The organism is Acinetobacter ihumii, from assembly GCF_900625095.1.
GTDB classification, from domain to species: domain Bacteria; phylum Pseudomonadota; class Gammaproteobacteria; order Pseudomonadales; family Moraxellaceae; genus Acinetobacter; species Acinetobacter ihumii.
In genome coordinates, this window is the sequence record NZ_LR130760.1 from 320,925 (window position 1) to 334,794 (window position 13,870).

General features: G+C 40.3%; 10 protein-coding genes. 6 read left to right on the top strand and 4 right to left on the bottom strand.

Features of this window, described 5'->3' with window-relative positions:
• The first annotated feature begins 462 nt into the window (after window positions 1-462).
• Window positions 463-1,737, top strand: a complete 1,275-nt coding sequence (gene gltA / locus E0D95_RS01440; RefSeq protein WP_130802206.1) for a citrate synthase — start codon at window positions 463-465, stop codon at window positions 1,735-1,737.
• Between the two features lie 121 nt (window positions 1,738-1,858).
• Here gltA and E0D95_RS01445 read toward each other — a convergent pair whose 3' ends face one another.
• The 3 genes from E0D95_RS01445 to E0D95_RS01455 form a co-directional block, all read right to left on the bottom strand.
• Window positions 1,859-2,371, bottom strand: coding sequence for an acyl-CoA thioesterase (locus tag E0D95_RS01445; protein ID WP_130802207.1), 513 nt, complete (start codon window positions 2,369-2,371; stop codon window positions 1,859-1,861).
• 276 nt (window positions 2,372-2,647) lie between these two features.
• Window positions 2,648-3,277 (bottom strand): MarC family protein, encoded by a 630-nt coding sequence (locus E0D95_RS01450; protein WP_130802208.1) that lies wholly within the window; start codon window positions 3,275-3,277, stop codon window positions 2,648-2,650.
• A 12-nt stretch (window positions 3,278-3,289) separates the two neighbouring features.
• Window positions 3,290-5,350 carry a choline transporter gene (locus E0D95_RS01455; protein WP_130802209.1) on the bottom strand — a complete coding sequence of 687 codons (2,061 nt, stop codon included), beginning with the start codon at window positions 5,348-5,350 and terminating at the stop codon, window positions 3,290-3,292.
• Window positions 5,351-5,819: 469 nt separating this feature from the next.
• On the opposite strand from E0D95_RS01455, the gene betI reads away from it, so the two are divergent.
• The 5 genes from betI (at window position 5,820) to E0D95_RS01480 (ending at window position 12,608) form a co-directional block, all read left to right on the top strand.
• Window positions 5,820-6,434, top strand: a complete 615-nt coding sequence (gene betI / locus E0D95_RS01460) for a transcriptional regulator BetI (protein WP_130802210.1) — start codon at window positions 5,820-5,822, stop codon at window positions 6,432-6,434.
• 24 nt (window positions 6,435-6,458) lie between these two features.
• Window positions 6,459-7,931, top strand: coding sequence for a betaine-aldehyde dehydrogenase (gene betB / locus E0D95_RS01465; protein ID WP_130802211.1), 1,473 nt, complete (start codon window positions 6,459-6,461; stop codon window positions 7,929-7,931).
• A gap of 87 nt (window positions 7,932-8,018) precedes the next feature.
• Complete coding sequence (gene betA, locus E0D95_RS01470) at window positions 8,019-9,677, top strand: choline dehydrogenase (RefSeq protein WP_130802212.1); 1,659 nt, start codon at window positions 8,019-8,021, stop codon at window positions 9,675-9,677.
• 469 nt (window positions 9,678-10,146) lie between these two features.
• Complete coding sequence (gene mqo, locus E0D95_RS01475; protein WP_130802213.1) at window positions 10,147-11,778, top strand: malate dehydrogenase (quinone); 1,632 nt, start codon at window positions 10,147-10,149, stop codon at window positions 11,776-11,778.
• Between the two features lie 344 nt (window positions 11,779-12,122).
• Complete coding sequence (locus tag E0D95_RS01480) at window positions 12,123-12,608, top strand: hypothetical protein (protein ID WP_130802214.1); 486 nt, start codon at window positions 12,123-12,125, stop codon at window positions 12,606-12,608.
• 68 nt (window positions 12,609-12,676) lie between these two features.
• On the opposite strand, the gene E0D95_RS01485 is transcribed toward E0D95_RS01480, so the two are convergent.
• The gene (locus E0D95_RS01485; protein ID WP_130802215.1) at window positions 12,677-13,825 is read right to left on the bottom strand and encodes an acetyltransferase domain-containing protein; all 1,149 of its coding nucleotides are present in this window, start codon (window positions 13,823-13,825) and stop codon (window positions 12,677-12,679) included.
• Window positions 13,826-13,870: the final 45 nt, after the last annotated feature.

Genomic DNA, 13,870 nt, shown 5'->3' on the forward strand with positions numbered 1-13,870 from the left:
AAAGCAAAACTCAACAAGCTATTTTTTAATCAATCAGATCACCTTTTTTAGCTCATTTCATTTTTTACGTTTTTAAATACAAGGTCAAAAAAGCGTATTGCTCCACTCGCTAAGTTCTCGGATTTCATTCATTTTAGGAAAATTATGTCATTTTGTTTTAGGTTGAAATTGTGCTAGCACATAATAAATTTGCTTACAATTTACTCCTCAGGCCTCATTTTTTTCTGCACGACATCATAAATTTGACTTATTATAGCCCGTCGAGACTGTGATTTTATTCAGTTTTTTCTGAGTTAGCCACATGGAATATCTCCCTATGGATCAAATGTTTTTCATCCATAAGTATGATTGACAAAATCACAACAGCCTCTAATCTTATAGCAATTTTGATCCGTCTGATTCGCGCTTGATAAGATTAATTTCGAGTCAGATTAACATTCACCAGGACAGGAGATCTATTGAATGTCTGAAGCAACTGGCAAAAAAGCCGTATTACAGCTTGATGGCAAAGAAATTGAATTACCAATTTACAGCGGCACATTAGGCCCAGATGTAATTGACGTTAAAGATGTATTGGCCTCAGGTCACTTTACTTTTGATCCTGGTTTTATGGCAACCGCTTCTTGCGAATCTAAAATCACATTCATTGATGGTAACAAAGGTATTTTGTTACATCGCGGTTATCCTATCGATCAACTTGCAACGCAAACTGATTATTTAGAAACTTGCTATCTGTTATTAAATGGCGAGCTTCCAAGCCCAGAGCAAAAAGAAGAGTTTGACAAAAAAGTTCGTGCTCACACCATGGTTCACGACCAAGTTAGCCGCTTCTACAATGGTTTCCGTCGTGATGCACATCCAATGGCGATCATGGTCGGTGTTGTCGGTGCTTTATCTGCGTTCTATCACAACCAGTTAGATATTGAAGATGTAAACCATCGCGAAATTACAGCTGTTCGCTTAATTGCAAAAATTCCAACGCTTGCAGCGTGGAGCTATAAGTACACAGTTGGTCAACCATTCATGTACCCACGTAATGATTTAAATTACGCTGAGAACTTCCTTTACATGATGTTTGCGACACCTGCTGATAAAGACTATCAAGTGAATCCTGTACTTGCTAAAGCAATGGATCGCATCTTTACTTTACATGCTGACCACGAACAAAATGCATCAACGTCTACAGTACGTTTAGCAGGTTCAACGGGTGCAAACCCTTATGCGTGTATCTCTGCGGGTATTTCTGCACTTTGGGGCCCTGCGCATGGCGGTGCTAACGAAGCTGTACTGAAAATGCTTGATGAAATTGGTAGCGTTGAAAACGTTGCTGAATTCATGGAAAAAGTAAAACGTAAAGAAGTTAAACTGATGGGCTTCGGTCACCGAGTTTATAAAAACTTCGATCCACGCGCGAAAGTCATGAAACAAACTTGTGACGAAGTGCTTGCAGCATTGGGTATTAACGATCCGCAACTTGCACTTGCTATGGAACTTGAGCGTATTGCGCTGTCTGATCCGTACTTTATCGAGCGTAACTTGTATCCGAACGTTGACTTCTATTCAGGTATCATTCTTAAAGCGATTGGTATCCCAACTACCATGTTTACAGTAATCTTTGCTCTTGCACGTACTGTTGGCTGGATCAGCCACTGGTTAGAAATGCACAGTGCTCCTTACAAAATTGGTCGTCCTCGTCAGCTTTATACGGGTGAGACTCAACGCGACATCAAGCGTTAATTTTCACATAAGAAAGTTAAGCTTAAAAAAGACCGCTTTTCGCGGTCTTTTCTATTTAATATGGATGCTTTTTTATTTGAAAACTTAGAAAAGTCTAAACATTTCCTTTTTCAGTAGACTCTTAGGTATTGCGATACATGCTACAAGAAGGTTGGGTACTTTCCTGCAAACGGTTGCTTTTACGCTGCTCTGCTGCTTCAAAACGACATAATTTTAAATCATTATCTAATTTTAAAGCAGGCACCCGTTGTGGCTTACCATTTTCGTCTACTGCCACCATGGTAAAATAGCAGCTATTGGTATGACGAATACTTCTTTTACGAATATCCTGTGCTTCGACACGAATCCCAATTTCCATAGAGGTTCGACCTACATGATTCACACATGCCATAAATGTGACTAATTCACCCACATAAATCGGCTCTTTAAATGTCACTTTATCGACTGACAGAGTCACCACGTAGCTTCCCGAATAGCGGCTGGCACAGGCATAGGCGACTTGATCAAGCAGTTTGAGAATTGTTCCACCATGAACATTTCCTGAAAAATTTGCCATATCAGGAGTCATAAGGACTGACATTGCAAGTTCAGATTGTTCATCCGTTGCTTGAGTGATTTGATCTAATGGAGACATCTTTATCTGGCTCTATGAAACAATAGCATAAGCTATTTATTATGATCCTTTTCTCACAAGAAAAAAATGTTTAGATCGGCAAATGTAGAAATTCTTTAAAATAAGTTAAAAGTTAAGCGTAATTTTGAATCAATCCTCGCTATTTTTAGTAGGAAACTCAAACAGCACCACCATAACCGTACTTAAACCATTAAAAGAAGAAATTTCAAATATTTTAAGATCAACATTTCTGGATCATTGATAAGAATAATGATCCAGACGTATACCCTGGTGAAGTTAAGAAGCGAGCACTGGAAAATCACCAACTACGCCGACAATACCTGTAATGATCATATCGACTGCAATAGTTCCAATCAGCAATGCAGATAATCGCCCGACGATATCGACATAACGGTCAATATATTTGGCATGTTTATAACGTAAATGATCATGCGCAAATTTCATCAAGATGAGTAAGCTACAAGTAACCGTCAAGGTTAAGGCTATAATGATGGCTGCACCACCGATCGGTAAACCTACCCCTGTGACTACAGCCGCACTAATGGTTCCGGGTCCAATCATAAATGGCATGGCGATGGTTCCCGCCAAATGTTCAGGCGCACCGCGCATCTCTCCTATCGTGTCAGCACCTTGAAATACATAACGATAACCGATGACCAAAAAGATCAGTCCACCAAAAATCTGAAACGCCTCAAAACGTACATTCAAATATTTACTAAAGATCGTTTCCCCACCCCAAGCAAATAGCACAAACACCACAAAGGCAATGATACAGCCCTGAATCAGAGCTTTATTAAAAACTCTAGCTTCTGAATTACGAATCATGCCAATCATGTAAATGCTCATCAGAAATGGATTGAGCAAAGAGAAGAATAAGGCAAATGAATGAATATAGGGGGTTAGCATTCTATTTCACTCCTATGCTTTTGGATCTGGAAACAGTGGACGATTACCCGGACTAATCCGATTGATATGCAAGAAGGTCATATGTCGCTCATAACGATCCAGAATGTCATTAATCACCTGCTCTTTGGTATAACCGACCAGATCATTGCCTTGCGAACCCTCATATAAATAAGTTTCCAGACGATAATAAAACTGTTTACCGCGCTTGCCACGTTCACTAAAGTTTGGTGCGATGTAACGCACAGGCCAGATCTGGTAAATAAAGTTCTGTTCTTCTTCCAAGTGAATCGTGATATCCAGATGATATAACTCTTGATCTTCCTCTAAGGGAACTTCGACGACATCGACTTGTACCGCGCGTTTTTGCAATTCATCGGCTACAGCTTGTACCGCTGGACGACAAATTTCATTCAACATGCGTTTGGTTTCAAATGTTCCGGGATGATGCATGACGCGAGATAAACGTTTCTTCCAGTTTAAAATATCAACATTACCGACGACGGGTGCAGCATTTAAACTGGTACTGGCTTGGCGATAATCTTCTAGTCTTAATGATTTATAGAGTCCAGCCATCACGAGAAACATCACAAAACTAAACGGCAGTCCCATAATAATCGTGGCGTTTTGCAGTGCGGTAATACCATTGGTCATCAACATGGCCAAAGTCAAAAGCCCAATCGCCACAGCCCAAAACACACTGAGCCAGCGCGGCGCATCATGGTCTATATTGGTAAATTGAGTAGTAAAGTTACCCAATACCAATGCACCTGAATCTGCTGAGGTCACATAAAATAATAATCCAGTAATGGTCGCCACACCTGCGATGAATGGAAACCACGGATACTGTGCCAATAAGTCATAAAAACCATGCGCAGGATTGACCAAAACGGTTTCAGCAAGTGCAATATTGCCATCGAAGATGACATTGTGTAAGGCACTATTTCCGAAAATAGACAGCCAAGTTAAGGTAAATAACAAAGGAATAATGAGTGTTCCAGACACAAACTCACGGATAGTCCGACCACGTGAAATACGTGCCAAAAATAACCCAACAAATGGCGACCAAGCGACCCACCAAGCCCAGAAAAATAGCGTCCAGCTATTCATCCATTCTTTAGGCTGATTAAATGCAAAACTCTCTAATGCCAAACTTGGAAAACGACTTAAATAGTCACCAACATTTTGCACCAAAGCATTCAGTAAAAATTCAGTATTGCCCAAAAATAGAATAAACAACATGAGCCCGACAGAGACGTAAATATTGATTTCTGAAAGTATTCTTAACCCTTTATTGACACCTGATGTGACTGAAATAATAGTAATAATCACCGCGACTAAAATCAGTGCCGTTTGAATCCATAAATTTTCAGGTAAATCGAATAAGACGTGTAGTCCATAGTTCAGTTGTACGACACCAATACCGCAGGTGGTTGCAATACCAAAAATTGTTCCAATGACTGCTGCGGTGTCTACACTATGACCAATAGGCCCATTAATTTTTTTACCGAAAATTGGATATAAAGCAGAGCGAATAGTCAGTGGTAAGTTATAGCGATAACTAAAATAACCCAATGCCATCCCAATTAAGGCATACATGCACCAACCGGTTAAACCATAATGAAACAAGGTCCAAACCATACCTTGACGTGCAGCTTCATAAGTCTGCCCTTCACCCACAGGTGGATGCATATAATGCGATAAAGGTTCTGCGACAGAGAAAAACATTAAATCAATGCCGATTCCTGCTGAAAACAGCATCGCTGACCAGCTCAACAGGCTGAACTCAGGTTTGGAGTGTTTTGGGCCAAGCTTGATATTGCCATAACGGGAGCAGGCAATAAAAATCACAAACACCATATATAAGGTTGCGGCGAGCAAGTAGTACCAGCTAAAGGTTGAACTAACCCAACCCAAAACTGCATTTAATGCATGATTGGCAAAGTCATTAAATAAAATCGTGGTGAGTGAAAATATTAAAATAATAAGCGCAGAAACGTAAAAGACCACACGATTTAAACGATCTTTTGGATGAGTCGTTTGATCATCAACTGCTCTTGGATTATCTGTTGCCATACAATCCTCAAGAAAAATTTAAAATAAATAAAATGGCGAGCATCGCTATTTATATCAGTCGCTGTTGGTATGGAGAGGCTGGACTTGAGTCAACGAAATTCAGGCAACCTTAAAAAAAGACTTCACTTGTTCCAATTTAACTCACAACTGACCTAGCCCTTCAAATTACAAACAACATGAAGTATTCGGCACATCATTGGTGATCTGTCTACATAAATCTAGATCATCTGTGTATATAAAATGAAAAGCTGTTTACTTTTCAAAGTTATATCACCTTGTGAAAGATAAAGCCGTCAATATCCGAATTACCCTAGCCAACACATATCTCATACATGCTGCAACGGTTAAGTCATGTTACTATACCTTATTATTGATTGAACGTTCAATCAATAATAAGGTATAGTAACTAGATCATTTCAACTGCCTCAGGTAGTGAATTTGATAAATCCTTTATTTTCCAGGGCTATACATGAACAAACGCCAAGTTAAACCCGAACATATTCGTCGACAAGAAATTATCAATGCGACTTACAAAGTGATTGCAGAAGTCGGTTTGTCGAATACCACTATTGCCCAAATTGCAAAAAAAGCACAGCTTTCTGTGGGTATTGTGAGTCATTATTTTGGCGATAAACAGGGTTTAATTCACGCATGTATGTTGGACATGCTGAATGTATTACAGCGAAAAACTGCTGAATACAAAGCACAAGTTCCAGATCCAAAGCCAGAACATATGATTAAAGCCATTATTGATTCAAACTTTGACATTAGTCAGGTCAATCAAAGCGCAATGCGTATTTGGCTCGACTTTTGGTCAGCCAGTATGCACATGCCAGAGTTGGGACGGCTGCAAAGAATCAATGACCAACGGCTTTATTCTAATTTGAAATTTCACTTTTTGGCATTGATACCCAAGCAGCAGGCTAGCATTGCAGCACGTGGTTTAGCGGCATTAATTGATGGTTTATGGCTGCGTGGCAGTTTAACCAGTGGAGCTGAATTTGACAGTGAACTGGCACGAAGTATTGCCTATAACTATGTCGAGATGCAGTTGCAACTGGCTCAAAACGCCGAATGCGGATGAACCAAAGACAAGAGGAAACAGCGCATGAGTAATATTGAACATTATGGTTTGTATATTGATGGACAATATGTCAATGCAAGCAGTGGTAAAACATTTGACAGCATAAATCCTGCGACAGGTGAAGTGATTGCCACCATTCAACAAGCCTCCCAAGCAGACATCGAAGCTGCGGTAAAAAGTGCTGTTGAAGGTCAAAAAATTTGGGCAGCAAAAACTGCGGTAGAACGCTCACGAATTTTACGTCGTGCGGTCGATCTATTACGTGAACGTAATGATGAACTGGCACGACTTGAAACGCTGGACACAGGTAAAGCCTATAGCGAAACCTCTACAGTAGATGTTGTTACAGGTGCGGATGTACTTGAATACTATGCTGGACTGGCAACCGCAATTCAGGGTGAACAAGTCCCGTTACGCGACAGCAGTTTTTTTTATACTCGCCGTGAACCCTTAGGCGTAGTTGCAGGTATTGGTGCTTGGAACTATCCCATCCAGATTGCGCTGTGGAAATCTGCGCCTGCCCTTGCGGCTGGTAATGCCATGATTTTTAAACCCAGTGAAGTGACGCCACTGACTGCACTTAAACTTGCTGAAATTTATACTGAGGCTGGACTTCCTGCTGGTGTATTTAATGTGGTGCAAGGTGTTGGCCGTGAAATTGGGCAATGGCTGACCGAACATCCTGTGATTGAAAAGATTTCATTTACAGGGGGGGTAGAAACGGGCAAAAAAGTCATGGCCAGTGCCGCAGGTTCAACCCTTAAAGAAGTCACTATGGAGCTTGGGGGTAAATCACCCCTGATTATCTGTGAAGATGCCAATCTTGACCGTGCCGCAGATATTGCGGTGATGGCGAATTTCTTTAGCTCTGGTCAAGTCTGTACCAATGGCACCCGGGTATTTATTCCCCAGTCCCTAAAGTCTGATTTTGAAAAGGCGGTGGTAGAACGTGTCCAACGGATTCGAATGGGTGATCCCCTTCATCCTGAAACCAACTTTGGCCCCTTGGTCAGCTTTCCACATATGGAAAAAGTGTTGTCTTATATCGAATCGGGCAAGCAACAAGGTGCAACACTTCTGATCGGCGGTGAACGTGCAACGGCGGCGGCGTTGGCTCAGGGTGCCTATGTACAACCGACTATTTTCACAAATTGCCGTGATGACATGAAGATTGTACAAGAGGAAATCTTTGGTCCAGTCATGAGTATTTTAAGTTACGACAGCATTGAAGAGGCTATTCAGCGTGCCAATAACACTAACTTTGGTCTGGCAGCTGGCGTAGTGACACAAGATATTTCTCAGGCACATCGTATTATCCATCAGTTAGAAGCTGGTATTTGCTGGATCAATACGTGGGGAGAATCTCCTGCTGAAATGCCTGTGGGTGGCTATAAGCAATCGGGCGTTGGACGTGAAAATGGAATATCTACACTGAATCATTATACCCGCACTAAATCTGTTCAAGTTGAACTGGGTGATTATCAGAGCGTGTTTTAACTTAGTTTTTTATTCTTTTTATTTTCCTCAAAATCATAAGTCATGACCGCTTAAGCGGCATGACACCAACAATATTAAGGAATAGTGATGACGACTCAATCTTACGATTATATTATTATTGGTGCTGGTTCAGCAGGCAATGTGTTAGCAGCACGATTAACTGAAGACGCCGATGTTTCCGTGTTGCTTTTAGAGGCGGGTGGACCCGATTATCGTCTGGGTTTTTGCACTCAGATGCCTGCTGCACTCGCCTATCCATTACAAGGTCGTCGCTATAACTGGGCCTATCTAACCGATCCTGAACCGCACATGAATAATCGACGCATGGAATGTGGTCGTGGCAAAGGTTTAGGCGGCTCGTCTTTAATTAACGGCATGTGTTATATCCGTGGTAATGCCATGGATCTGGAAGGCTGGGCAAAGCTCAAAGGATTAGAAAACTGGAGCTATGCTGACTGTTTACCTTATTACAAAAAAGCAGAAACCCGCGATATTGGTGGTAGTGATTATCATGGCGGGGATGGCTCTGTCAGTGTTGCTACACCCAAAAATGACAATAACGTGTTATTTCATGCCATGGTTGAAGCTGGTGTACAGGCAGGTTATCCGCGCACTGATGACCTAAATGGCTATCAACAAGAAGGTTTCGGTCCAATGGATCGGACTGTGACCAAGAATGGACGACGCTCAAGTACTGCACGTGGTTATCTGGATATGGCTAAAGATCGTCCAAACTTAACCATCATTACTCATGCCATGACCCATAAAATTCTGTTCAATGGCAAGCAAGCCATTGGGGTGGAATATATTCAGGGTGCAAATAAAAATGATTTGAAAAAGGTCTTTGCCAATAAAGAAGTATTATTGAGCGCAGGAGCCATTGCTTCACCACAAATTTTACAACGTTCAGGTGTCGGGCAAAGCACATTTTTAAAATCGATGGATATTGAGGTGGTGCATGATTTGCCGGGTGTAGGTGAAAACTTGCAAGATCATTTGGAGATGTATCTACAATATCAATGTAAACAACCCGTTTCGCTCTACCCTGCTTTAAAATGGTATAACCAACCCGCCATTGGTGCTGAATGGTTATTTTTAGGCAAAGGCATTGGGGCAAGTAATCAGTTTGAAGCGGGCGGCTTTATCCGTTCTTCAGATGAGTTTGAGTGGCCCAATATTCAGTATCACTTTTTACCTGTCGCCATTAATTATAATGGCAGTAATGCAGTAAACGAACATGGCTTTCAGGCCCATGTCGGTTCAATGCGTTCACCTTCACGGGGTCGAATCAAACTTAAATCTAAAGACCCTTTTGAACATCCAAGCATTTTGTTCAACTATATGTCGACTGAACAAGATTGGCAGGAGTTCCGTGCAGCCATTCGGATTACCCGTGAAATCATGCAACAACCCGTACTCGATGCTTACCGTGGTGAAGAAATTAGTCCGGGTAAAGCACTCACAACCGATGCGCAACTGGATGAGTTTGTACGTCAACATGCAGAAACGGCTTATCACCCTTCATGTAGCTGTAAAATGGGGGAAGATGAAATGGCAGTTGTTGACCATCAAGGTCGTGTACATGGTATGCAAGGTTTACGTGTCATTGATGCATCCATTATGCCGCTGATTATTACAGGAAACTTGAATGCCACCACCATTATGATGGCTGAAAAAATTGCCGATCAAATTCGTGGAAAAACACCACTGCTTCGTTCACAAGCTCCTTTTTATCGTGCTTCATAATTGATAAAAATATGATCGAACATGAGCTCATTATTACTTATGTTCGATCTATAAAATTTAATCACAATGATCGAACAAACAACGGCGTTTCATTACCGATTTTTCTATTTTTTGGTCATTTTCTTCATTTTTCGTTTACTGTATCACAAAACTACACTTTTCAAGTTTTGCAAGCTTATGAATAAAATAAGGATTTTTTGTATATCAAATGTGTTTATTATAAACCAAAAGTCATTTCCATTTAAAATTCGATTGTCAATCAGCAATGCGTCTAAAATACCAGCCCAATGGAAATGTATGTGTGAATTAAAAAATGCAAAATGGATGTTTTGAACTCCATTTACGCATTTAATATCCCTCTCTTTGAAATTTAATTCCCTACATTTCCAGCTTTTATTTTTTATTTGCCGATATTCTATCTTCACCAATAGACGATGCTTGAGCATCTCTAGCTTGGGTACTTCATCGTATGAAAAAGTTTTTAAAATACCTGTTGGTAGTTATTATTATTGTTTTAATTGCAGGGCTTATTTTTTTATTCAGACCCATAAGTTCTAAACCGATTCAAACATCCAGTCAGGATCCAGTCGTTGATGTGGTACTTGTTGGTGGCGGTATTATGAGTGCAACATTGGGAACCTATCTCACCGAGCTTGAACCTCAGTGGCAAGTTCGCATGTATGAACGTCTTGATCAAGTCGGTCAGGAAAGTTCAAATGGCTTAAACAATGCTGGTACTGGTCACTCAGGCTTTATGGAAATGAATTATACCGAAGAAAAAGACGGTAAAATGGACATTTCCAAAGCAGTTAAAGTGGCTGAACAATTTGAAATTGCTAAACAATTTTGGGCATATCAAGTTAAAAATGGCGTACTAGGTCAACCTAAAAGCTTTATTAATCCAGTTCCACATATTGCCTTTGTATGGGGTGATAACGTTCAGTTTTTAGAAAAACGTTATGCTGCCATGATCCAAAATCCTATGTTTTATGGTATGAAATTTACCGAAAACAAAGACGAAATCAAACAATGGGCACCTTTAGTGATGACAGGTCGTGATGCATCACAAAAAGTTGCAGCAACACGGATGGATGTTGGTTCTGACGTAAACTATGGTGCAATTACCACGCAGTTGGTGAGCAATCTAAATCAGCATCCTAACTTTAAATTGGCGACCTCTACCGAAGTTACAGGCATTAGCCAAAACGCAGATAAAACATGGACGGTGGGTTTTAAAAATCTAAAAACCAATCAAGTTGATCATGTAAAAACTCGTTTTGTCTTTATCGGTGCTGGTGGTGCTTCTGTCAAATTGCTACAAATGACAGGCTTACCTGAATCGAAACAATATGCAGGTTTTCCAGTAGGTGGTGAATTCCTGATGACGGATAATCCAGCAGTTACAGCTCAACATACCGCCAAAGTCTATGGACGTGCCGACTTAGGTGCTCCGCCTATGTCCGTTCCACATATTGATACGCGTTATATTGACGGTAAAAAATATGTATTGTTTGGACCATTTGCGACTTATTCAAATAAGTTCTTAAAACAGGGAACTCAATTTGACTTGTTGAACTCAACCAACAAAAACAATGTATTGCCAATGACTGCCATTGGTTTGGAAAATCTGGATTTAGTCAAATATCTGGTCAGTCAAGTCATGATGAGTGATGCAGATCGTTTTAATGAACTGAAAAAATACTATCCAGAAGCCAAAGTTGAGGACTGGAAGCTGAGTCAGGGCGGTCAACGTGTACAGGTCATCAAAAAAGAACCAGGCAAGCCAGCCAAGTTACAATTTGGTACCGAAGTTTTCGTTTCTCAAGATCGTTCTGTGACTGCATTAATGGGTGCTTCACCGGGTGCGTCTACATCGCCTTACATCATGCTGGATTTAATGGAAAAAGCATTCCCTCAACAAGTTGCAGGTAAATGGAATCCGAAGCTGCATGAGATTGTAAAATCTTATCAACAGGAATTAAGTACCAATCCTGCCCTGTTGAATGAAGTACGTCAATACACCAGTCAAACACTGGGATTGAACTACACTCCCATGAAGCAAGCTGCAATTGCCAAACCTGAAGTTGCAACCGCTGAATAATTAAACCGCTGTAAATACTAAAGGATGAGTTTCGACTCATCCTTTTTTGTTGACATAGTTTGCTAAGCGGGGAAATTTTAATCCAAAGACATTCAGGCATCTTCCAAAGAACATAAGCCCTATTCTTTAAATATACTTGCTCTCATTGCTCCCATTTAAGTACAAAACCCAATGAAGCATGGTACAACATGAACAATGAGTATAAAAAATGATAAAACGAACATAACAACGATGAAAAAATCAACAAGCGTTATACATTATTTACATCCAAAAAATAGAAGTCATGATTTAAAAGGATTATTCTGATCACAAGTTTTCATACTAGCAGGAAGATAAATTTGGCTATGTCAAAAGTAAGTGACGTTTCGCATAAACTTTATGCAGCATTGTATTTTCTAATCGTGGCAATGATTGGAATTTACTGTGCTTTAAACGCAACTTATAACGTGATTATTGGTGGTACGCCTTTTTATTTTTTTGCTGTTTTGGTGCTTGCACTACAAAGTATTTTCGCTTTACGTAATTCTGAAAGAAGTCGCAATTTGGCAGGGCTTGGCTTATTGGTTTTAGTGGTAGGTTTAGTATATACCTACGGGTTTATGTTTCTGACTCATCTTAAAGCCGTCGTTCTTATTCCTTCAATTTGTCTGACTGTATTTGGCTTACCGTCTATTTATCAGCATCCTCATCGTCTTTACATTTTGAAAATCGTGTTTATTGTTGCGCTCATTGCCTTAGCAGCAGTGCAATATTATGAACTTGATATGCTAAAAGGCTATTATGATTCGCTTCCGAATGCAGGAAGCTGGCAACAATATGGGGCGTTATAGTCGCTCGCCCCACTAGCTGAAAAATATTGATTTTATTCAAAAATTAGTCATCATCCTGTATCACACAGCTAAAAATACTTTAACCATGTCATGTGCTTATGACTATGTTTAAAATTTGAAAATGCTTTCACCACGGGATAAAGCGCAAAAGTCAGTACGATGCTGATTAGCCAGAGCTGAGTCACATTTGAAACAGAAAAATAGCCTGATACACCCGTTCCCCAGCGCATGACACAGAACACATATAAAAGCTTTAACACATATAAATGCAGTAAATAAAAGAACATTGGTACAGAACCGAATACCCCTAATACCCGAGTAAACCTTGCCTGAACGAGTCGTTCAAATGCAACGAGCACAATCAGCCCAATTCCTATATTGCATAAAATAAAAAGTAGCGACGGTGGATACTTGGTGAGATTAAAAAAGCTCATTAGAGTTAAATGATATGAATCGTAAATTTGCCATGGTCGATCACCATAGACATTGATCCAGCGTAGCAGTACAAATAACAATACACTGGATAGACCTATCCCGATTAAATAGCGATCACGTTGCTGCGTACTGAACTTAGGCTGAAAAAACTGTCCTAGAACATAGCCGATAAAAATTATCCCAATCCATGGTAATACTGGATAGGAGGTTCGGATACGCAATGTGTTCAATTCAATCCAGCCACGCTGATGTAGAATCAACCAGAGATGCTCAAGAATCGGAATGCCTTTAAAACTCGAATGATCCAATACGTTATGCCCAAAAATGATCAATAATCCAAGACTGAGCAGAATCTTTTTCGACCATCCAATGCACAGTGCCAAAACCACCATACTCAGACCGATTGCCCAAATGACCTGCAAATAAATCACATTGGGTGGAAAAGTGGCTGTCCATGCAAAATTGACCAATGTCAGTTCTAGTCCAATTAAAAACAAACCACGCTTGAGTAAAAAATCTCGAGTCTGCTCAATACTTTGACTTTTTAGCTGAAACAAATAAGCAGACATGCCAGTCAGTAATACAAAAACTGGCGCACATAAATGTGCCAATATCCGACTCCAGAACAATGCTGGTTCAGTTTCCGTAACCTGCATGGGGTCACTGACCTGCTGATGTAAATAAAATGTCTCGCGTACATGATCGAGTAGCATGATCAAAATCACCAAACCGCGTAAAGCGTCGATTGAATGCAGTCGAGAAATAGGAGTGATTTTAGTCATGACTTTGATTAAATGGCGCTTAAGAAATGTTATACTATTTCACTT